The organism is Streptomyces sp. NPDC048734 (assembly GCF_043198675.1).
In the GTDB taxonomy this organism is placed as follows: Bacteria; Actinomycetota; Actinomycetes; order Streptomycetales; family Streptomycetaceae; genus Streptomyces.
On the sequence record NZ_JBICUZ010000026.1, the window covers coordinates 1 to 20,539 of the forward strand.

The window sequence follows — 20,539 nt, forward strand, 5'->3', positions numbered from 1 at the left end:
CCCGCGGAGCGGGTTTCCCATCGCTGCGCGATGGGCAAGCGAACACCCGGGCTGCGCCCGGGTGTTGCGCTCCCGCGGAGCGGGAGCGCTGCTGCTCGTTGCGCGAGCAGTCCACCGACCCGGCTGCGCCGGGTCGGTGACGTTCCGTCCGCTGCGCTCCCGGAACTGCGAGTCTGCGGCCCTGCGAAGGTGGCCTCCGCTGCGCGGGTCGGCCAACGGGCCTGCGGCCCGGGCGACGAGGGTGAGGGGTGGCTGGGGTGAACCTGGCTGTGGGAGGTGCCCGTTCGTGTGGGTTCCGGTGTATCGCACACGTCGAATGATGCAGCATGTAGTGTTGGAAAAAACCACAGGGGATCCTACGTTGCGGAGTGATGAAGTGCAAAGTGTGCTGACACTGCTTGGAGCAATTCTCGGTGGAACTCTAGTTCTCTTAGGTGATTTTATTCGACGCAGAGTCGAAAGGCGCAAAGAGGAAGTGAATCGACTCGTAGAAGTAAGTGTGCGACTCTCCTCCATGTACAACCGGCTGTGTGGGCTGCTCCTTGACGCTTCTACAGCTGGTGTGGCGGTGTCAGATCTGGCCGTTGCAGATCCTCTCCGCTACGAGGTAACGACCCAGTTTTTCATGACTCCTGGTAGTGAACAGCTTCGCTCTCAGGCTTCCCGTCTGATGGATGCGTACTATCGGCTTCGGGATTCATACGGGCAGGATTCGGCCTGGGCCGCGGCTCGCGATGAACACGGCTTGGCGGTGCGTGAGTTCGAAACTGCTGTTCGTGCCATCCTCCACCGCAATCACATCTGACGTTCTACTGAGTCTTTATCATTGCCGAGGTTGGAGAGGTGAGGAGGGTCTGTGATTCAGCTCAGGGAGCACCAGGTAGAGCAGAAGTCGAGTTTCCGAAAGTGGGTCGGATTTCCTGCAAGGTCATCTGTGCCGCCTCAGGGTGCCCGTGGGACGATCGTGTCAGCGACCGGGTCTGGTAAAACGATCATGGCTGCCGCGTGCGCGCTGGAGTGCTTCCCCGAGAGTCGGATCCTCGTGACCGTGCCGACCCTGGACCTGCTCGTGCAGACCGCTCAGGCGTGGCGGTCGGTGGGTCACCGCTCCCCCATGGTCGCGGTGTGCTCGCTGGAGAACGACACGGTTCTCAACGAGCTGGGGGTGCGCACCACTACGAACCCGATCCAGCTCGCCCTGTGGGCCGGGCGCGGGCAGGTGATCGTGTTCGCCACGTACGCCTCTCTCGTGGACCGCGAGGACATCGACGCCCCCGAGGGGCAGCGGAAGGTTCGCGGGCCGTTGGAGGCCGCTCTGGCGGGCGGAGAGCGGCTGTACGGGCAGCAGATGGCAGGCTTCGACCTCGCCATCGTGGACGAGGCCCACGGAACCGCCGGTGATCTGGGGCGGCCGTGGGCGGCCATCCACGACAACCAGCGGATCCCTGCCAACTTCCGGCTCTACCTGACCGCGACTCCACGTATCCTCGCCGCGCCCCGGCCGCAGAAGGGCGCGGACGGCCAGGAGGCGGAGATCGCGACCATGGCCGACGACCCGGGGGGCACCTACGGCGCGTGGCTCGCCGAGCTCGGACTCTCGGAGGCGATCGAGCGGGGCATCCTCGCTGGGTTCGAGATCGACGTCCTTGAGATCCGCGACCCCTTCCCCGTCCTCGGGGAATCGGAGGAGGCCCGGCGGGGCCGGCGCCTGGCGCTGCTGCAGACCGCACTCCTGGAGCACGCGGCGGCGTACAACCTCCGTACGGTGATGACGTTTCACCAGAAGGTCGAGGAAGCCGCCGCGTTCGCGGAGAAACTGCCGAAAACCGCGGCCGAGTTGTACGCCAACAATGCCTCGGACAAGGACCTGGCGGCCGCGGGGAAGCTGCCAGCGTCGTCGATCGACGCGGCCTTCTACGAGCTGGAGCCGGGCCGCCACGTCTCCCCGGAGCGGGTGTGGTCGGCATGGCTGTGCGGTGACCACCTCGTCGCCGAGCGCCGCGAGGTGCTCCAGCAGTTCGCCGACGGCATCGACGCGGCCGGGCGTCGGGTACACCGGGCGTTCCTCGCCAGCTGCCGCGTCCTGGGGGAAGGCGTCGACATCACCGGCGAACGGGGAGTCGACTCGATCTGCTTCGCCGACACCCGCGGCTCCCAGGTCGAGATCGTGCAGAACATCGGCCGCGCGCTCCGGCTCAACAAGGACGGCTCCACGAAGGTCGCGCGGATCATCGTGCCCGTCTTCCTCGAGCCCGGCGAGGACCCGACCGACATGGTCGCCTCCGCCTCGTATGCCGGGCTGGTCGCTGTGCTCCAAGGCCTACGCAGCCACGATGAGCGCCTGGTCGAGCAGCTCGCCTCACGCGCGCTCACCAGCGGCAAGCGCACAGTCCACGTGCAGCGTGACGAGGACGGGCGGATCATCGGAGCCGGCAGGGAGAGTGACGGCGAGGACCAGGCGCAGAACGGCACCGATGCCGCTGCCGAGTCAGCCCTGCTCCACTTCTCCAGCCCACGCGACGCGGCGACTATCGCGGCCTTCCTGCGCACCCGGGTCTACCGGCCGGAGTCGCTGGTGTGGCTGGAGGGCTACCAGGCCCTGCTGCGGTGGCGGGCGGAGAACGGGATCACCAGTGTCTACGCCGTGCCCTACGACGTGGAGGTCGAAGTGGGGGCGACGAAGGCGTTTCCGCTTGGCCGGTGGGTCCACCAGCAGCGCAAGGCCCTGCGGGCCGGGGAACTCGAGCCACGGCGCAAGACGCTGCTCGATGCCCCCGAGGCCGGGATGGTCTGGGAACCCGGTGAGGAAGCGTGGGAGAACAAGCTCGCCGCGCTGCGGTCCTACCGGCGGGCCATGGGGCACCTCGCACCCCGCCAGAACGCCGTGTGGGGCGAGAGCGAAGCCGAGGGCCTGGTTCCGGTCGGCCAGCACATGGCCAACCTCCGCAGGAAAGGCGGCCTCGGCAAGGACCCGCAACGGGTGCGAGTACGCGCGGAGCAGCTGGCCGCAGTCGACCCCGACTGGAATTGCCCGTGGCCGCTGGACTGGCAGCGACACTACCGCCACCTCGCCGACCTGGTCGCCACCGACGGCAGCCTGCCCGAAATCCAGCCCGGCGTGCTGTTCGAGGGCGACGACCTGGGCAGGTGGCTGAAGCGGCAGACCCAGCCGGCCACCTGGGCGCAGCTGTCCACCGAGCAGCAGCAACGGCTGACCGTGTTGGGCATCATGCCACTTCAGGCGCCGCCTCCCGCCCCCACAGCCCAGGGCACGGCGAAGAGCCCGGGCAAAGCACAGCAGGCCTTCCAACGCGGACTGGCGGCCCTCACGCAATGGGTCGAGCGAGAAGGCGGACGTCCGGTGCCAAGGGGCCACAGCGAACAGATCACCGTCGACGGGCAGACGGAGCCCGTGGCAGTGCGGCTGGGCGTATGGATCTCCAACACCCGCGCCAGGCGGGACAAGCTCAGCGCCGAACAGCTCGCCGCCCTCGCCAAGCTGGGCATCAACTGGGCATGACGAACAGTTCGGGCGCAGCGGAATTGAGTCTGGCCCGTCACACAGGTCTGGTGAGCTTTGGGTAGGGCCGGTAGTGAGCGACTCCTGCGGAAGACATCCCCAGGCAGACGGTGAGGATCTTGACGTCGAGTTCGTCGGCGAGAGCAAGCGGACGCGTGGAGCGCAGAACCCGGGGCAGCAGGCCGGCAGGCGCGAGGCTGTCGCGGACATGGGCGGCGCCGGCAGGTCCGTGGTGTGTTCGGGTGAACCTGGTGACGAGCAGGTGGCGATTGCCCGTACCGAGTCGGCGCCGGTGCTCCCGGCAGCGCTGCAGCGCCCTCCACGTCGCGCTGTCCCGTGGGAGATGCACTGATCTGCCGGGAAAGCGGACGCTGGGGCGGTCGGGGTCGATGTCGGCGTCGGTGAACCGGCGCAGCTCGGTGATGGCTGCTGCGTGGAGGAGAGCGGCAAGGCCGAAGAAGGCCTCGTGCGGGTGGATGTCGTAGCGGGTGGCCCACCGTTCGTACAGGGTGCACTGCCTGGCCGGAGTAAGGGCGAGTCCGTGAAATCCCCTCTGCTGGACAGCGGTGATCGGGTCCATGGGGTCGTGGAGGACGGCCCTGGAGTGGTGGGCGTGAACGAAGAACTGACGCACGCCCACGAGGTGGAAGGCGCGGCGGGCCAGGGCCAGGGCAAGCAAGGACTCCAGGTCTGCGGTGGTGACGCTCGCCCAGGCCCTGTGCCCCTCAAGATGGAGGGCCAGGTCGCAGATGGTGTCCAGACGGATCTCATGCCGCCCCTGGAAGACGGTCCGGGACGGTCCGCGCGCGTTGTGCCCGGCGAGCGGGAGGGCGAGGCCCAGGGGCCTTGCGATCGTTCCTCGACCCGTGGTCGAGCGGGCCGAGAGCAACCTGCGCGTGGAGAGCCGGTTACGGATCGCGCTGCCGGTGTCCATGGTGGTCGTCGTGCCGTCACTGGTCATGCCTCGGCCGGGCGTGGCCGTGGACCCCACCCGCGATGAAGACCGGCCCCCGATGCTCATCTATCCCGTACGTGACAAGGCCGTCACCGGCGCTGTCGCTCCCGCGGTCCCCTCCGCCGAGATGGCCCGGCTGCTCGGCTCCACCCGCGCCGGCCTGCTCGCCGCACTGGCACAACCGGCCTCCACCGCGCAGCTGGCGGCACGTCACTTCCTCAGCCCCGCCACCGTCTCCTACCACCTCGGCGTCCTGCACCGAGCCGGCCTGGTCACCCGCACCCGAGCCGGCCGATCAGTGTTCTACCGCCGCACCCCCGAAGGAACCCGACTGGCACAAAGCCGGTAGCCGGGGCAGGGCAGGTTCCTCGGACCACTGTTCCTTCGTCTCCTTCGTCTGCGGCCTGCATCGTTCGGCTGTTCCCGACGACCGAAGGGAGATCTGTCCGGCAGCCCGCCACCGAAGCCCGCGGCCTCTGCGACCAGGAGCACGGCCAGGGCCAGGCCGAGGAGACCGCACAGCCCGGTCCAGGAACTGGGTGCCGGCGATGGAGTCCCGCACACTCGCCGCTGTGACCAGCACGGCAAGGAGAAGCCCGATCGTATCGGTGGCGATGCTCCGCTTCCTCCCGACGATCTCCTTCCCGGCATCGATGCCCTGGCCGGAGACGAGCACGCCGGTGGAAGTTTTCACGCTCTGCGCGTCGATCACACAGGCCGACGGTTCGGCCTCCCGTCCCTCCTTCTGCCGTAAGAATCGAACGCCCGTGATCCATACAGGCCGTGATGGGCGGGGCCCCGTGAGCGTCAGCGGGCCGTGCCGAAGTCCTGCGTCCAGTAGTTGCCGGGCTGCGCCAGCCCCACGCCGATCTCCTTGAAGCCGCAGTCCAGGATGTTGCGTTTGTGGCCGGCACTGGCCATCCAGCCCGCCATGACCTGCTCGGGCGTGGAGTACCCGTACGCGACGTTCTCGCCGTAGGTGCTCCAGAGATAGCCCGCGCGCGTGATCCGCTGTCCCGGGTCGGACCCGTCGGAACCGGTGTGCGACATGGTGTTGTGGCTCGCCATGTCCGCACTGTGTGCCTGGGCGGCCTGCGAGAGCTTCGCGTTCAGGGTGACCGGGGAGCAACCGACCTTGACGCGCTCGCTGTTGACCAGAGCGACCACGCGGGCGACTGCGGCGGACGCGGGGGACGCCGTACCGGTGGCGGGGGGCACTGTGCCGGTGGCGGGGGTGGTGGAGAGCGGCTTCGGCGCGGCGGCCGTCGTCGAAGAGGGCGCGGCGGGCGGCTTCGGCGCGGCGGCCGTCGTCGGGGCGGGCGGGGTGGTCGTCTTGGAGACGGGCGCCTTGGGCTTCGCCGGGGCGGGTGCCGCAGTTCCGGGAGAGGCCGTCGGCGAGGCTGTCGCCGCGGGCTTCGCGGTCCGGACGTCCCGCCCCCGGTGTCCGTCCCAGGACGTCTTCCTCCCCTCCGCCCAGAGACCGCTGGACGTGGCGGTGACGGACTCGGCTCCTGCGTCTCCCCTGCACGCCATGGCGGCCGACGGCACCGCCACCGCGCCCATCGCCAGGACGGCGACGGCCATGGGCCGGCGGCGCGTCTTCCTGCGGTGCTTCCGGTGGTTCCTCATGCGGACCTCGTTCGGTCGACTCTCCGTGCGCCTCCGGCAGGCTCGGTTTCGCACAGACACTGCGCTTGACCTGCGGGGACGCCTTGTGGGGCCGTCATTGTTAAAAGCCGCGTGAGCGCACGGCAACGAGGGCTTGCACTACCTCGCCTAGTAGGCGAGAAAGCCCTTGAATCCGACCCGGGATTGTGCCGGGCCGCCGCGCCGGACGCCGACGGCGCCTCACGCTCCGTCAGAAGGACGGCAGGGGCGGTCCGGCGGCCCGAGGCCGGTCCCCCGGCCGGTGACCTCGGACGAGGTGCCGCGTATGCCTGCTTCCGTATACAAGATCCGCCTATGTCGCCCGCACGCCACGTACTATCGCGGCACGTTGATGGGGTTCGGGTACGTGAGGGATGTCACTGGCCTTCCCCGCAACCCTTCGGTGCCCGGCATGCGGGGCGATGCGGTCAGGCGTCGGTGACCGTGTGCGCAGGGACACCTCGAAGCCTGCCGGGGCGAAGATGCCGGGCCGTTCGTTCCGGGACGTCTCCGGCTCGCCGGGCATCTCGTGGGCGGTGGGCGGGCAAGGGACCCGCCCCCCCTTCACCGCCCTCACACCGGCGCCGGCCTTAGGGCGGGGCGGGAACTCGGCACCGCCCCACCGGCTCCTTCATCGCCCCGCGCACGTACGACCGGCCGCCCCGGTCCTCTGCCCGGCTCACCTGAGCCGTCCGCCGGACCGTCACTGTCCGCGCGCACCCCCGCACCCGCAACGCACCGGCCCGCGCCTTCCCCACAGTGGGAGCCGACCTCTTTCCCCTTCGCCGAGCCGCGCCGTCCACGGTCCCGTCCCCCGCAAGGACCGGTTCTCATCCGGCGCACGCCATGTACCGGGAAAAGAGACGCCCAGCGCACGCCGCGTGTACGCGACATGCACGCCCGGCGCCATCAGCGTGATGGCGCCGAAGAACAACGCACACGGACGGCCGGCCCGCCTGGAACCGTGCCCGTCGGGCGACACCCGCCCCATGCACCGGCCCACGGCCGGTCTTCACCGATGGCGGGCACGACGAGACCCACGCCGGGCAAGCCGCGATCTGGGGCACGGGAGCTTGCCCGGCAGAGCGCCACCGCGTGACCTGCCTGCCTGCTCCACTCACAGGAGGACACCGCGACGGTATCGGCAGAACCGCACAGGATGGGTGGACAGCAATCAGGCACCGTCCCACCGGCCTCCGCCGCGCCCGCGTGACCCCCAAGACCGACGCGTTCATCCTCGAGAAAAACACCCACGCAAGCATGGACAGGATCGGCACCGCCCGGCAGAGAGCCCGACCAACCCTCACCGATACAGGATCAAGCATCAACGGATCTTCAGGCAAAAGCCCCTACAAGCCGAACTCCACATGCTCTACGTCGGTCAAGCGCACTTCCTCCAACTGGCCGGCACGGCGGCCGCCGTCCTGGAAGTAGACCTCCTTGAGCGCTTCGGCGGTGATCTGCCGGAGCTCCTGGTCGCCGGCGCCGGCTTCCTTGGCGTCGAAGAGGCGGGCGGCGTGGCGGGGCGGGAGGGCGACGGTCAGGTGCCGGACGCGGTCCTGGTCCGTCGACCCGATCGGCGCGGTGTAGCCGAGCCTGGCGCGGGTGTCGATGACGATGCCGTCGGTAGTCGCCGCCTTCTGGCGGGCCTTGGCGCGGATCTGCGGCTGCCACCGGGCCTTCACCTCGCGCTCCAGGCGCGCGGCGAGGTGGGGGCGGGGCTTTTTGATCTGGTCCTTCACGTACCGCTCGACGGTGCGCTGGGAGATCCGCAGCAGCTGGGCGACCGCCTTGGTGCCCTTGAGCTGTTTGACCAGGTACCGCATCTGCGCGCCCGCGCTCTTGGGCGCCGGGCGGGTGAAGGCCTTGTGCACGGCGGCTTCCAGGCCGTCCCCGAACAGGGTCATCGTCGCCTCCTCCTACTCTCCGTTGTCGGCGCCGGTGACGGTACCGTCCTTGATGTACCGGGCGAGGTTGAGCTCGGGGGCGTCGAACCGCTCGCGGACCTCCTCGCCCCACAGGACGCTCTGGGTGCCCTCGTGCTTGACCAGGCCGGGGTTGATGCCGAGCTTGAAGCCGCCGGGCAGCGGCTTGCCGTCCCGGTAGGGCAGGAAGTCCAGCGGACTCTCGCCGCCTGCCGCGTAGACGACGCAGTCGGACAGGACCGCGACCGGGTACCGGCCGGTGAACGCCGCGTGCTTGACGATCTTGCGGTGCAGGTTGATCCGGGTGCGGGAGATGACCGCCGCGCGGATGTCGGGCCGCCAGGTGGGCCGGGACAGGGCGCGCCACGGCTCGCCGGGCCGCCAGCCCTCCCCGCGCGGGCGCTCGCGCAGCTTGCCCAGGCCGCCCTTCACGGTCGCCTTGACCGCGTCCACGACCATCGCCAGTTCCGGGTCACGCCCGCGCCAGCCGTCCATCGCCGCGAGGAAGGCGGCCGGCGTCATGTCCGCGTGCACACCGAGGTCGGCCATCGTGGCCAGGTAGGCGTCCCGCAGCCGCTGGTACCAGCCGTCCAGGTAACGGCCGTTCTCGTACCGGACGTACGCCTCGATCGGCGCGACGTCGTAGCCGAGCTCCACCGCGTAGGCGACGGTCGGTGTCGCGTACCAGGCCGGCCCTTCGGGGTGCTCCCCCTTGGGGGTGAACGGGCTGGGCAGCAGCGAGCCGTCCAGCTCCAACCGCTCTTTGCCGACCTTCACCCGGGACAGGTCGACGTGGGAGAGGTCGACCAGCCAGGAGCCGGGCAGTTTCGGGTCGAACACCGGCGCCTTGAGGTGCGTCGGTGCGCCGAGGCCGACGACCAGGCCGTTGGCTCCGGCGGCGAAGGCCATGTTCACGTCGATGCCGACCAGGTGCCGCAGGGTGCACTCGGCGTCGGTCATGGGCCGGGCCCAGTCGTACGCCTCCTCGAACAGCTTCTCCGCCGGGCCGCGTACGTGAAAGCGCGGCAGGTCCTTGAGGAGCGGGTGCCCGTCGGGGGCCTCGCACGGCGCGCAGTCGACCGGGTCCTTGCCCAGCGAGCCGGGATTGTGCTCGGAGTGCCGCTTGCCCGCCGCGTCGGGCCCGGATGCGCGGGTCGGCGGATGCAGCGCGGTCATCAGCTCCAGGCCGGTCACCGCGGTCGAGCCACGCGGTGTCATCACCCGGGACGCGTACACGCCCAGCACGCGGGCGAGTTCCGCCGGCGGAAGCTGACCGGCCTCGCCCCAGTGCCGGGTGTCCAGCGCGTGCCAGGCCGGGATGCACAGCTGCACGCAGGTCCGCTCCGACCCCTGCGCGGGGCGGTAGATCCGCGCCCACGGCCCGAATCCGCGCTTGGTCAGCTTCCAGTCGGCGCGTGTCAGCTGCTTGACGACCTTGTGGCCCTCCGGGATCCGCCCGGCGAGCCGCTCCTCCTCGGTGAGGGCGACGGGCAGGCCGTAGCGCTCCAGCGCGGCCTCGGTGAGCACGAGCAGCGGGTCGGCGTCCTTGCCCGGACCGGACAGCTTCGGCGCCCCGAGCTTCGCCTCGCGCAGCGTCCAGTCCACCAGGGCCGGGAGCGACTTGGCGGGCACGTCCAGGACCAGGCCGCCGGTGCAGTACGCGTACGCCTGGCCGTCCTCGACGTCGACCACCGCCAGCGGCCCGTTGACGAACCGCGGGTCAGTGTCGCCGGCCGGGATGTCGGCCGGGGCCGCCTTCTGCGCGCCGGAGCGACGCGACGTCGATGCCGGCCTGGCGGTGCGCGCCGGAGGCGGCGCGGTCGCCGGAGCAGCGGCAGGACTGGTCGGGGAGTTCTCGGCCGCGGTCGGTGCCGCAGCCTCGGGTGCCTGTCCCGGGGACGGAGTGGGCGCTTCAGCCGGGCCGGGCGCGGCGGTGAGGGCGGTCGGTACCGCCGGGGCGGCCGGGTCTTCCGTGACCGAGCGAGAGGGGTAGAGCTCTGCGAGCTTGTCCAGCAGCCGGGCGTACGCCTCGCGTTCCGGGCCGCGCGGCTCGGTCGGTTTCCTGGACGACTCCCAGCCGGACACCGTGGCTCGGCGCACCCTCAGCGCAGCGGCGACTTCGTCCAGCGTCAGGCCGTGCGCGACCCGCAGCCGCTTGCGCTCCTGCGCCGGCGGCAGGGGAGAGCGGGACGCCACCAGCGCGTCGACCGCGTCGAACAACTCGGACATGGGGCACCTCCTGGCCACACCCTACCCCAACAAGCGTACACAAAGCGTAATTCGATCGTACTGATTGCGTACGGATCGCGTCCTCCGATGGGAGGGCGGCCTCTTGCCGTCCTCGTCACGCCGGGTCGGCGGCACGACGGCATGTGCGGGCACGACCCTGCCGGAGCGGATCGGCGTCCCGCGCGCCGGCCTCGGCCGGTCGCCCTGCCGGCCCGGCCGTGTGATCGCGGACAAGGCTCACGGCTCCCGAGGATTCCCTGGCTTCCAGCACGACCACGACCATCACGGGGAGATCGGTGTCCTGCTGCACCACACCGGCGGTCAGGACCCGTCCGTCGACGGCCCACTTGCGGGCCGCGACGAACTCCTCCTTGTCCGCGGCCGTCAGCTCGGCCTCGGCGAGGTGGCCGGCGAGCGGGGAGCCTTCGATCTCGGGAAGGAACGCGGCCAGCGCCTGCTCGCCCTGCTCGTAGACGGCGTCCAAGTCGTCGAAGCAACCGGACTCGTCGACATCACGGACCCAGACGGCGAACGAGACACGGACGGCTCCGCTGCGGAACGTTTGGGTCCACCCCCGGATGCCGTCCTTGCGCCAGGACGTCTCCACACCGTCGCGGGGCTTGCCCCCGGGCGTCCACTCCTGAGCCACGAACTTCCCCGCCGCGCCCCGGGCGGTCAGCGGGACCGCGTCCCGGAGCTCCTCCAGCATGGCGGTCACCGCAGCCATGAACTCGTTCCCCTCATGCCGTTGCCGGGCACGTGATGCCCCTTCAGCCGTCCGTCGGCACGGGCCTCGGAAAGACCTTGGACAGCGTCTCGCTCCCGTGCGCCGCGCCCACAGCAGCACCGGTACGTCCCGGGACGGGGCCGTTCGACACCGCCGGGGGACGAGATGCCGGCTCTGCCCCCGGCCTGGACAAAGGTGTCCTTCGGGTTCAGGGAAGAGGCTTTCGGGGTCGCGCGGGGCCGGGGGCGCGGCAGGTGCCTCACGTGGGCAGGCAGGTCCGGCGGGCGGCGATGTGGCGCGTCCGCCCGGCGGGGCGGGGATCGGGCGGGTGCGGCCGCCGGGACTCGCGGGTTGCGCGCGATGCGGATGCGCCGGCGGTCCGAGCCGCGTGGGCGGGTACCGCCGCGGATGGCCGAGGCGCTGTGGTGTGTGGTGATGGGCAAAACATTTCGCGCTTCTGCCCCGCTTTCGGTGGGGTGCGGTGGCGGCCCGCGGTCGGTCACGGCCCGCCGCTCCCTGTGAGGCGACCGCTCGGGCCGCAGGGGCGCGCCCGGTGCCGCGGAACGTCCGGGCGTGGGCTGTCAGCGGGGTGGGCGGGCGTTGAGGCGGGCGGCCTGGCGTGTCAGGTGGTCGCGTTCGGCGAGGTGGGGTGCCTTGTGGGCGGCCTCGGCGTACAGCCGTGCCGCCGTCGCCAGGTCGCCGTCGCGCTCGTGGAGGTAGGCGGCCACCGCGGTGTGGCGGGGCAGTGAGACGTCCAGTTCGGCGAGTGCCGCCAGGCCTGCGCGCGGGCCGTCGGCCTCGCCGACGGCGACCGCGCGGTTGAGCCGGACGACGGGACTGCCGGTCAGGCGCGCGAGCTCGTCGTACCACTCGACGATCTGCACCCAGTCGGTCTCCCCGGCGGTGGGCGCGTCGGCGTGGAGGGCCGCGATGGCGGCCTGGGCCTGGAACTCGCCGAGCCGGTCGCGGGCGAGGGCCGCCTGGAGGATGTCGACGCCTTCGGCGATCGACGCGGTGTCCCACCGGTCGCGGTCCTGCTCGGCGAGCGGTACCAGGCTGCCGTCGGGCGCGGTCCGGGCGGCACGCCGGGCGTGGTGGAGCAGCATGAGGGCGAGCAGCCCGGCCGCCTCGGGGTGGTCGACGCGGGCCGCGAGCTGCCGGGTGAGGCGGATGGCCTCGGCGGCGAGGTCGAGGTCGCCGGAGTAGCCCTCGTTGAAGACCAGGTAGAGCACGCGCAGGACGGTGGCGACGTCGCCGGGCCGGTCGAAGCGCACGCCGGCCACGGTGCGCTTGGCCCGGCTGATGCGCTGGGCCATGGTCGCCTCGGGCACCAGGTAGGCCCGGGCGATCTGGCGGGTGGTGAGCCCGCCGACGGCGCGCAGGGTGAGCGCGACCGCCGAGGCCGGGGTCAGCGAGGGGTGGGCGCACAGGAAGTAGAGCTGGAGCGTGTCGTCCGCCGCGGGCGCCGGGCCGGGTGCCGGTTCCTCCTCGACACGGTCCTCGCGCCGACGGCGGGCGGTTTCGGCGCGGGCCTGGTCGAGGAACTTGCGCCAGGCCACGGTGACCAGCCAGCCCTTGGCGTCCCGGGGAGGGTCGGCCGGCCAGACCCGCAGTGCCTCGACGAGGGCGTCCTGCACGGCGTCCTCGGCCGCCGCGAAGTCGGCTCCGCGGCGGACGAGGACGGTGATCACGCCCGGCGTGAGGCTGCGCAGCAGGGCCTCGTCCATGGACGGGGTCACTCCATGATGGTGGGCGGCGCGGTCAGGAACGGGCGCAGCTCGAGCCACTCGTGGATCGGCCTGCCGCCCGCTCCGGGGGCGGCCGACAGCTCCCCGGCCAGCTCGACGGCGCGTTCGTGGCTGTCGACGTCGATGACCATCCAGCCGGCGATGAGGTCCTTGGTCTCCGCGAAGGGCCCGTCGGTGACCGGCGGGCGCCCCTCACCGTCGTAGCGGACCCACGTTCCCTCGGGGGCGAGCGCCTGGCCGTCGACGAACTCGCCGGTCTTCTCCAGCCGGGCCGCGAAGTCGTTCATGTACTGCATGTGCGCCGAGATCTCCTGCGGCGTCCACCGGTCCATCGGCACGTCGTTGACCGCGGCCGGGGCGCCGCGGCAGTGCTTCAGCAGCAGGTACTTGGCCATCGTGGTTCTCCTCGGTGCTCGTGCGACCCATTGTGGTCGCGTTCACCCCGGGGACGGAGCCGGACACGGGTTCTCGACATCGCCGGACGGCCGGTCAGGGGACCTCGGGGGGCGGGGCCGGTCACCGATGTGCAACGGACTGCGCGCAGAGGGGCGGCGGAACCGAGGTGTGGCTGAATGTGGCCCCTCAGGCCGACGCGGTTGCACAGGCGGCCGCCGCCACGACGGGGAACCCCTCATGATGCCGACTGCGCGCCGTCACGGACCGATCGCGTTGCGGACCCTCGCCCTGGGCGCGTGTGCCGCCGGTGTCCTGGCGCTCACCGGCTGCTCCCCCGCCTCCCCGGACGCGGACGGCACGGCGGCACCGGCCGCCTCCCCCGAGGCGGTCCCCCGGCGGGAAGACCTCGCCGACGGCGGGCAGCGAGGTGTCCTCTCCCCCGGGCTCACCGGCCTCGCCGGCCTCACCGGCGGCGTCGGCCTCACCCGCGGCATCGGGCTCACCGGCGGCATCGGCTTCCGCGGCAGCCGGCGGCAAGGACGACGGCTGCGACCACAGGATGCCGATCTCGCCGGACGAGATCGCCGTCCACCGTTACAGCCCCGAGGACGGGTCCCTGAGTCTGATCGTCCGGTACGGCAACTGGGGCTGCGGCACCCGGGTCCACGACGGCCGGCCCGGCCGCCTCGATGCCGCCCGCGTCCGCCACGGTCACATCGCCGGCGGAGCCGTTTCCTGACGCGCCTCGAAAAAGGTCGCGGGCCGTTGTCGATCCGGCCATGTCCCGTTCGACGTCTTGGTGTGCGGCACCCCGCCGCACGACGACGCGACAGGACCTGGTGAGGAAACCCGTGGATCAACTGCTGCGAGTGATGAACTTCTGCGTCTCGAGTGACGGGATCGGGGCCGGTGAGCACCAGAGTCCCGAGCGGCCGTTCGGCCACGATCACCCCGAGAGGCTGTTCGCCTGGGCCGGAGCCACGGCGAGCTGGCCCATGCGCACGGACCCCGGGGGGAGCCGGGGCCTGGACGACTACTTCACGCGGGACTTCGCGCGCGACATCGGTGCCGAGATCATGGGACGCAACAAGTTCGGGCCCCAGCGAGGACCCTGGCAGGACCACGACTGGCGCGGCTGGTGGGGCGAGGAGCCCCCGTTCCGCACACCGGTGTTCGTCATGACCCACCACGAGCGTCCGTCGTTCACGCTCTCCGACACCACGTTCCACTTCGTCGACGGCAGCCCGGCCACGGTCCTCGAACGGGCGCGGGAAGCGGCGCGCGGCAAGGACGTCCGGCTCGGCGGCGGGATCACCACCGTCCGGCAGTTCCTCGACGCCGACCTCGTCGACACCCTGCACGTGGCGGTCTCGCCGGTGAAACTCGGGTCCGGACTGCGCCTGTGGGACTCCCCCGACGAGCTGCTCGACCGGTTCCACCGGGAGGTCGTACCCAGCCCGAGCGGCGTGACGCACCACCTGTTCTGGCGAAGGTGACGCGAGGGCCGCTGCGCTGACCAGGCTGCACGAGGACGTGCGGTTCTTGCACGGGCAGCCCTCCTCCCGGCCGGACACCGGCCCCTGCCGCTGTTCGGCCGGGACGGCTACGGCCTCGGAGGGAGGGTGCGAGGGCGGCCGGGTCAGCGAGGGCGGCGCCGTAGTCTTCCCCACCACCGCCCGGGTTCTGGCGCGGCGCAACGACATGCTGCGCGGTCTCGGCGCCCTGCCCCCCGCGAAGGGACGGCCGGCCCATTCGGCCCTCATCCTGCTCGCGTTCGGGCCCCTGGCGTGAGCCCGGACGGGCGCGCCGGCGGCGGGCGTCACCGGCGGCCAGGGCTTCGCCGCCCCGAACCGCTAGTCCAGGTCCGCCTGCCACAGGTCGGGGCCGAACACCTCGTACTGGATGTCCTGCGGCGCGACGCCCCGTTCGAGCAGCTTGCCGCGCACTCCTTGCATGAAGGGCAGCGGGCCGCACAGGTAGTACAGGGCGTTGTCGGGCAGGTCGACCGCCGCGGGGTCCATCAGCCCCTCGAAGACTCCGTCGAGCGGCTCCATGCTCTCCACGCTCTTCTCGTACCAGGCGTACACCGTCGCCCGCCGCAGCTCCAGGACGTCGCTGACGACCTGGCGGCGCAGGGGGAAGGAGGGTTCGTCGAGATCGGCGTGCAGGACCGTGATGTCCAGACCGGATCCCGCCTTGGCCAGGTGGGAGAGCATCCCGGCCACCGGGGCGATCCCGATGCCCGCCGTGGCGAACACCACCGGCCGTCCAGAGTCGTCGAGCACGACGTCGCCGTACGGCACGGACAGGGTCAGGACGTCGCCCACGCCCACCGAGTCGTGCAGGAGCGCCGACATCTCCCCGTCGGGCTCGTCGCCCTCGCCACGGACCCGCTTGACCGAGAACTGGCGGTGTTCGCCGTCGTCGGCCCGGGTCAGGCTGTACTGGCGCGGCTGGAGCACCCCGTCCGGCATCGTCATCCGCACCGTCACGTACTGGCCGGGCAGCGAGGTCTTCACCAGGCGGTCGTCGGTCCGCTTGACCACGAAGGTCACCACGTCGTGGGTCTCGCGGATCTTCTTCTCGACCTTCCACTGCCGCCACACCGTCTCCGGCCTGACCCCGCGCGCGCTGTAGAGGCCGCGTTCCTGGTTGATCAGGGCGTTGGCCATCAGCCAGTAGACCTCGTCCCAGGCGGCGGCGACCTGCGGGGTGACCGCGTCGCCCAGGACGTCGGCGATCGCCCACATCAGGTTGTCGTGGACGATCCGGTACTGGTCGGCACGGATGCCGAGGGAGGCGTGCTTGTGCGCGATCCGCGAGAGCAGGTGCTCGGGAATGTGCTCCGGCGACTCCACCAGTCCGCTCGCGAACGCCGCCACCGATCCGGCCAGTGCCTTCTGCTGGTCTCCGTGCGCCTGGTTGCCGCGGTTGAAGACGCCGTTGAGGAGTTCCGGGTGCGCGGCGAACATGTGCCCGTAGAAGCGCTGCGCGATTTCTCCGATGTGGTCGGCGACGACCGGCAGTGTGGCCGCGACGACGGGCCGAGCGGTGTCCGAGAGCATGGCGGGTACCTCCGGCGAGGACGGGTGGATCCGGTCGGGGTACCCCGTAGCGCGGTGCTCACGCGAAGGCGTCGGAGCGGCCGGCCCGAGCCGGCGGCGGGGCGGAGGCCGGGGGCGGAGGCCGCTTCGAGCGGGGCGACGGGGCTGGCCGGCGACGGCGACCGCTGGTCGGGAGACGGTCTGCTGCCGGGGCCGGGATCCGGGGTTGTCACCTCAGGCTATGACGCGCTCCGAGGCCGGGCCAGTCGGCCCCGGTCCGGCCCGGGCCGGGCCGGGACGGGACGGGACCGTTCGCCGGGTGGATGAACGCCGTGCCCGAGCCGGTCGCCCTGCGCCGCGGCGGCTGCGGATTCGTGCTCGGCGTCGGCACCGCGTCGCAGCGGGCTGCCCGCCGTCTGCCGTCTGCCGTACCCGGTCGTACCGGTCCCGCCGCACCGCCGGTCCCGCGCGGTGCGGCCGGGCAGAGCGCACGGTTCCCGGTCCTGTCGCCGGTCAGGGCTCGGGGTGGGCGTCGACGAGTTCGGGCTCCAGTCCGTCGCGCACCTCGGTACGGGCCCGGCCGGCCTCCACGCGCCAGGCCTCGAAGGCCCAGGCGGTGAGGGTGACGACGGCCAGGCCGAGCAGCCAGCCGCCCACCACGTCGCTGAACCAGTGCACACCGAGCGCGACCCTGGTGAAGCCGACCCCGATCACCGAGACCACCGCCACGCACCAGCACAGGGGCCGCCAGGCGCGCGGCACCAGGGGCAGCAGGACCAGCAGCAGGACGGCGAAGGACGTGGTGGCCGTCATCGCGTGACCCGACGGGAAGGAGAAGCCCGGCGCGTGCGCCACCGGATCCTGAAGGGAGGGCCTGGCGCGCTCGACGACCGTCTTGACCAGCAGCCCGATCAGTCCGCCGGCCACGGCCGTCACGGCGGACCAGGCGGCCAGCCGCCAGGCCCTGCGGTACAGCAGCCAGAGGGTCAGCAGCGCGACGGCCGTGCGCAGGACGGCCGGGTCCCAGACCCAGTCGGAGAAGAAGCGCAGGACGCTCGTCCACGCCGGATGGGCCAGGGCCGTGTGGTGCAGTCGCTGGGCGGCGCCGGCGTCCAGGCGGCGCAGCGGCTGCCACCGGCCCTCGACGAGGACCAGCAGCAGGGCGAAGGGCACCGCGGCGACGGCGGCGACGACGGCCGCTCCCAGCAGGCGGGCGCCGAATCTGCGGTCGGCCGCCCGGCGACGACGGTCTCGAAGGTGCAGGACCGCGGCTCGCACCACCATGTTCAGACTCCAGGGTCGGGTTCGATCGGTTCGGACCGCAGGGCCCGCGCGGCTTCCAGCTGCGCGGCGAAGGCCAGTCCGAGGAAGAGGGCGACGGAGGTCAGGTAGGCCCACAGCAGCAGGGACATGAAGGCGCTGAGCGGGCCGTAGACCGTGTCGAAGGAGCCGCTGATCCGCAGGTACAGGCTCAGCAGCCAGGTCAGTGCCGTCCACAGCACCAGGTACACGGCGGCGCCGAAGGCCAGCCAGGTGTATCCGGGCTGTCTGCGGCGGGGCGACCTGCGGAAGATCACGCTGGCCGAGATGAGCGCGAGGAGCAGCCCGAAGGGCCAGCGCAGTATCTCCCAGGCGGTCCGGGCGTCTTCGTCGAGCCGGTAGACGGTCACCGCCGCGGAGGCCAGGTCGCCGCCGGCCACCATGACGATGAACCCGAGTCCGAGGGGCAGTCCGGCGCCGACGGACATCACCAGGCCGCGCAGGTACTTGTGCCCGAAGGGGCGGTCGCGCTCGTTGCCGTAGATCCGGTTGGCGCCGCGCTCCACCTGGCACATCGCGGTGGTGGTGTTGACCAGGGAGAAGATCAGGCCGAACCAGAGCGCGACCTTCGCGCCGTCGCCGGCCGTGCGGCGGCTGCGGTCCAGCGCGTCGTCGACGACGTCGGCGCTGGGGCCCTCGGCGAGCCGGTGGATCGTCAGTTCGACGACGCGGCCGATGTTCTCGGTGTGCAGCGTGGTGGAGAGTCCGACGAAGGCGATGGCCAGCGGAACCACCGACAGCACCGTCTGCAGGGCGAGGGCGCGGGAGTGGGTGAAGCCGTCGGCGTAGCGGAAGCGCACGAAGGCGTCGCGCAACAGGGCCCAGCGGCCGTAGCGGCGCAGCGACACCAGTGCCTCGTCGGCGGAGAGTTCGTCGCCGGTCATGTCGCGGGTCTCGGGGACCTTGGTCGCGGTGCCCATGTCACCGTCCTCCGGCGGGCAGCAGCACGGTCAGCGCACCGGGCCTGACCTCGGCGGTGAGGCGGCGGCCCGGTGTCACCGGGTCGCCGTCGAGTTCTCGGGACTGCGGGGAGTCGAAGGCCAGTTCGGCCCGCCGGAACGTGAGGAACTCCACCGGTACGCCGCTCTTGTCGCCGTCGTGCGCGCCAGCGGTGTGCGCGCCGGACGGCTTCGGTGCCTTCGTGCCGCCGCGCACCAGTGTCGTCAGCGCGCGTGTCCAGCCGCCGATGCCGCGCGGATCGAGGATCAGCAGATCGAGCAGGGCGTCGTCGGGGCGGGCAGCGGGCAGGAGCGTCGTCCCGCCCTGCACGGTGCCGACGTTGCCCATGAGGACCATGCGGGCCGTGCGGCGCACGGCGGGTGCGTCGTCGAGCCGGAGGGTCAGGCGCATCCGCGGTGTGCGCAGGGCGGTGATGCCGGCCAGCACGTAGGCGGGCCAGCCCAGGACTGACTTGGCGCGGTCGTCGGTGTTCTCCATGATCGCGGCGTCGAGGCCGGCTCCGGACATGGCGGCGAAGTGGGTGGCGGGCAGGCCGTCACCCTCGACGCGGCCGAGGTCGAGGCGGTGCGTGGTGCCGCGCAGTGCGGCGTCGAGCGCGTCGGTGGGGGCCAGGGGCAGTCCGAGGTTGCGGGCCAGCAGGTTGCCCGTGCCGCAGGGCACGACGGCCAGCGGCACGCCGCTGCCGGCCAGGGCGTCCGCGGCCGCCCGCAGGGTGCCGTCGCCGCCGCAGACCACGACGAGCTCCGCGCCGTCCCGGAGCGCGCCGGCCGTCTGGCCGGTGCCCGGGTCCTCGGCCGTGGTCTCGATGAACACCGGTGCGTGGTGGGCGTGGCGTTCCAGGACCTGCCGCAGCGCCTCGCGGTCGGCCTCAGCGGTCACCGTGGGGTTGAAGACGACCGCGGTCCGGCCCGGTCCGGGTGTGCCCGGGCGCTTCTCCGTGGTCGCCGGGGACGGTGCCGGGCCCGCCGCGGCCGGTGCCGCACCCGCCGCGGCCGGAGCGGTCACGGTGGCGCCGGTGAGCAGGGCGCGGCCGACGATCAGCAGGGACAGGCTGCCGTTGGCCAGCCCGCCCATGACGTCGGTGGGGTGGTGCATGCCCCGGTAGAGGCGGGCGAGGGCGACCAGCAGCGGCACGACGAGCAGCACGGCGCCCACGATCCGCCGCCACGGCCCGCGGAGCCGGGACAGGGCGAGCACCGCGAGTCCGCCGTAGAGCGCGGTGGCAGCCCCGGTGTGGCCCGAGGTGTAGCTGGAGGTGGGCGGGGAGGCGTCGAGGCGGTGCACCTCGGGCCGGTGGCGGTCCACCGCCTCGGTGATGACCAGGAAGACCAGTGACTGCAGTGACACGGCGACGGCGAGGAAGGACGCCTGACGCCACATCGGCAGACGGGGGATCAGGAGCAGTCCCGCGCACGTCAGGACGGTGACGGCGATCACCGTGAGGGTGTTGCCGGCCTCCGACGCGAACAGGGACACGGTGGTGAGGGTGGTGGTCCGGGCGTGTTCCAGTCCCTCGTTGACGTCGTCCTCGGCCGTCATCGGCCACAGTCCGCGGGCGGGTCCGGTGATCAGCAGCCCGAGTCCCACCATGAACGCGCCCTGGCAGACGGTGAGCGCAGCGATGCGGGCGGCGGTGCGGCCGGTGCCCCGGGGCAGCGTGGACGAGCGGCCGGCCGGGTCGGCTCCCGGTCTCCCGCCGGGAAGTCCGGCCGGTCTTTCCGGTGCGGCGGTCGGCATCAGGTCTCCCACAGGTAGGCGCGGTACGGCGTGTCGGCCCGCGGTGTCGGGCCGATGCACCGCCGCATGCCCCCGATACGGGCGTGCAGACCTGCTCTTGGTGGCCTCTGACGGTGTCGTGGACGTCCGGCGTCCCGCCACAGCGGTCGGTGTGACGTGCGCCGTGTCACCACCCGGCCCGGCTCCCGGCCGGTTTCCCCGTCTCCGCTGAAGGCCGTGGTCGGGGCGGCACCGGCGCCGTTGACACGGCGTCATCCGCCGGCGGATGCGTCACGGTGGGGACCGGTGGGATTCGTCCAGCGGGCAGCGGGGGCCGCCGGGAAGGAGGGCG

Annotated in this window: 16 protein-coding genes and 1 pseudogene; 5 read left to right on the plus strand and 12 right to left on the minus strand. The window is 71.9% G+C overall.

All coding sequences use genetic code 11. From position 1 onward, the window contains the following. The first annotated feature begins 316 nt into the window (after positions 1–316). Both ACGFQC_RS34900 and ACGFQC_RS34905 read left to right on the plus strand, forming a co-directional pair. Positions 317–805 carry a hypothetical protein gene (locus tag ACGFQC_RS34900; RefSeq protein WP_363093052.1) on the plus strand — a complete coding sequence of 163 codons (489 nt, stop codon included), beginning with the start codon at positions 317–319 and terminating at the stop codon, positions 803–805. 51 nt (positions 806–856) lie between these two features. Then, positions 857–3,520, plus strand: coding sequence for a Helicase associated domain protein (locus ACGFQC_RS34905; protein WP_363093053.1), 2,664 nt, complete (start codon positions 857–859; stop codon positions 3,518–3,520). Between the two features lie 37 nt (positions 3,521–3,557). On the opposite strand, the gene ACGFQC_RS34910 is transcribed toward ACGFQC_RS34905, so the two are convergent. After that, entirely contained in the window at positions 3,558–4,481 is a 924-nt protein-coding gene (locus ACGFQC_RS34910) for a hypothetical protein (protein ID WP_393289088.1), read from the minus strand. A gap of 52 nt (positions 4,482–4,533) precedes the next feature. Here ACGFQC_RS34910 and ACGFQC_RS34915 point away from each other — a divergent pair, with 52 nt between their 5' ends. Further along, the gene (locus ACGFQC_RS34915) at positions 4,534–4,824 is read left to right on the plus strand and encodes an ArsR/SmtB family transcription factor (RefSeq protein WP_393289089.1); all 291 of its coding nucleotides are present in this window, start codon (positions 4,534–4,536) and stop codon (positions 4,822–4,824) included. 156 nt (positions 4,825–4,980) lie between these two features. On the opposite strand, the pseudogene ACGFQC_RS34920 reads toward ACGFQC_RS34915, so the two are convergent. The 7 genes and pseudogenes from ACGFQC_RS34920 to ACGFQC_RS34950 all read right to left on the minus strand — a co-directional run. Then, positions 4,981–5,235, minus strand: a pseudogene (locus ACGFQC_RS34920) (transposase); the annotation flags it as partial. A gap of 47 nt (positions 5,236–5,282) precedes the next feature. Beyond that, a complete protein-coding gene (locus ACGFQC_RS34925) occupies positions 5,283–6,104 on the minus strand; it encodes a CAP domain-containing protein (protein ID WP_363093080.1) in 822 nt (273 codons plus the stop codon). Positions 6,105–7,471: 1,367 nt separating this feature from the next. Then, on the minus strand, positions 7,472–8,029 hold the full coding sequence (gene tpg / locus ACGFQC_RS34930; protein ID WP_363093081.1) for a telomere-protecting terminal protein Tpg: 558 nt from the start codon (positions 8,027–8,029) through the stop codon (positions 7,472–7,474). 12 nt (positions 8,030–8,041) lie between these two features. After that, positions 8,042–10,276 carry a telomere-associated protein Tap gene (gene tap, locus ACGFQC_RS34935; protein ID WP_363093082.1) on the minus strand — a complete coding sequence of 745 codons (2,235 nt, stop codon included), beginning with the start codon at positions 10,274–10,276 and terminating at the stop codon, positions 8,042–8,044. 115 nt (positions 10,277–10,391) lie between these two features. Then, complete coding sequence (locus ACGFQC_RS34940) at positions 10,392–11,003, minus strand: hypothetical protein (RefSeq protein ID WP_363093083.1); 612 nt, start codon at positions 11,001–11,003, stop codon at positions 10,392–10,394. A 581-nt stretch (positions 11,004–11,584) separates the two neighbouring features. Continuing rightward, positions 11,585–12,730, minus strand: a complete 1,146-nt coding sequence (locus ACGFQC_RS34945) for a DUF6596 domain-containing protein (RefSeq protein ID WP_363093086.1) — start codon at positions 12,728–12,730, stop codon at positions 11,585–11,587. Between the two features lie 8 nt (positions 12,731–12,738). Next, entirely contained in the window at positions 12,739–13,146 is a 408-nt protein-coding gene (locus ACGFQC_RS34950; RefSeq protein ID WP_363093084.1) for a YciI family protein, read from the minus strand. 560 nt (positions 13,147–13,706) lie between these two features. Between ACGFQC_RS34950 and ACGFQC_RS34955 the strand changes: the two genes are divergently transcribed. Beyond that, a complete protein-coding gene (locus ACGFQC_RS34955) occupies positions 13,707–13,886 on the plus strand; it encodes a hypothetical protein (protein WP_363093085.1) in 180 nt (59 codons plus the stop codon). Positions 13,887–13,998: 112 nt separating this feature from the next. Beyond that, positions 13,999–14,643, plus strand: coding sequence for a dihydrofolate reductase family protein (locus tag ACGFQC_RS34960; RefSeq protein ID WP_393289090.1), 645 nt, complete (start codon positions 13,999–14,001; stop codon positions 14,641–14,643). Positions 14,644–15,000: 357 nt separating this feature from the next. On the opposite strand, the gene ACGFQC_RS34965 is transcribed toward ACGFQC_RS34960, so the two are convergent. The 4 genes from ACGFQC_RS34965 to ACGFQC_RS34980 form a co-directional block, all read right to left on the minus strand. Further along, positions 15,001–16,212 carry a globin domain-containing protein gene (locus ACGFQC_RS34965; protein WP_363092973.1) on the minus strand — a complete coding sequence of 404 codons (1,212 nt, stop codon included), beginning with the start codon at positions 16,210–16,212 and terminating at the stop codon, positions 15,001–15,003. A 492-nt stretch (positions 16,213–16,704) separates the two neighbouring features. After that, entirely contained in the window at positions 16,705–17,475 is a 771-nt protein-coding gene (locus tag ACGFQC_RS34970; protein WP_363092972.1) for a phosphatase PAP2 family protein, read from the minus strand. A 2-nt stretch (positions 17,476–17,477) separates the two neighbouring features. Further along, positions 17,478–18,431, minus strand: coding sequence for a YihY/virulence factor BrkB family protein (locus ACGFQC_RS34975; protein ID WP_363092971.1), 954 nt, complete (start codon positions 18,429–18,431; stop codon positions 17,478–17,480). 1 nt (position 18,432) lies between these two features. Further along, entirely contained in the window at positions 18,433–20,208 is a 1,776-nt protein-coding gene (locus ACGFQC_RS34980) for a diacylglycerol kinase family protein (protein ID WP_363092970.1), read from the minus strand. Positions 20,209–20,539 lie beyond the last annotated feature (331 nt).

Coding starts and splice junctions, on each gene's coding strand:
- ACGFQC_RS34900 (WP_363093052.1), top strand. CDS start 317: ATGATGCAGCATGTAGTGTTGGAAAAAACCACAGGGGATCCTACGTTG.
- ACGFQC_RS34910 (WP_393289088.1), bottom strand. CDS start 4,481: ATGACCAGTGACGGCACGACGACCACCATGGACACCGGCAGCGCGATC.
- ACGFQC_RS34915 (WP_393289089.1), top strand. CDS start 4,534: ATGCTCATCTATCCCGTACGTGACAAGGCCGTCACCGGCGCTGTCGCT.
- ACGFQC_RS34925 (WP_363093080.1), bottom strand. CDS start 6,104: ATGAGGAACCACCGGAAGCACCGCAGGAAGACGCGCCGCCGGCCCATG.
- tpg (WP_363093081.1), bottom strand. CDS start 8,029: ATGACCCTGTTCGGGGACGGCCTGGAAGCCGCCGTGCACAAGGCCTTC.
- tap (WP_363093082.1), bottom strand. CDS start 10,276: ATGTCCGAGTTGTTCGACGCGGTCGACGCGCTGGTGGCGTCCCGCTCT.
- ACGFQC_RS34940 (WP_363093083.1), bottom strand. CDS start 11,003: ATGGCTGCGGTGACCGCCATGCTGGAGGAGCTCCGGGACGCGGTCCCG.
- ACGFQC_RS34945 (WP_363093086.1), bottom strand. CDS start 12,730: ATGGACGAGGCCCTGCTGCGCAGCCTCACGCCGGGCGTGATCACCGTC.
- ACGFQC_RS34950 (WP_363093084.1), bottom strand. CDS start 13,146: ATGGCCAAGTACCTGCTGCTGAAGCACTGCCGCGGCGCCCCGGCCGCG.
- ACGFQC_RS34955 (WP_363093085.1), top strand. CDS start 13,707: ATGCCGATCTCGCCGGACGAGATCGCCGTCCACCGTTACAGCCCCGAG.
- ACGFQC_RS34965 (WP_363092973.1), bottom strand. CDS start 16,212: ATGCTCTCGGACACCGCTCGGCCCGTCGTCGCGGCCACACTGCCGGTC.
- ACGFQC_RS34970 (WP_363092972.1), bottom strand. CDS start 17,475: ATGGTGGTGCGAGCCGCGGTCCTGCACCTTCGAGACCGTCGTCGCCGG.
- ACGFQC_RS34975 (WP_363092971.1), bottom strand. CDS start 18,431: ATGGGCACCGCGACCAAGGTCCCCGAGACCCGCGACATGACCGGCGAC.
- ACGFQC_RS34980 (WP_363092970.1), bottom strand. CDS start 20,208: ATGCCGACCGCCGCACCGGAAAGACCGGCCGGACTTCCCGGCGGGAGA.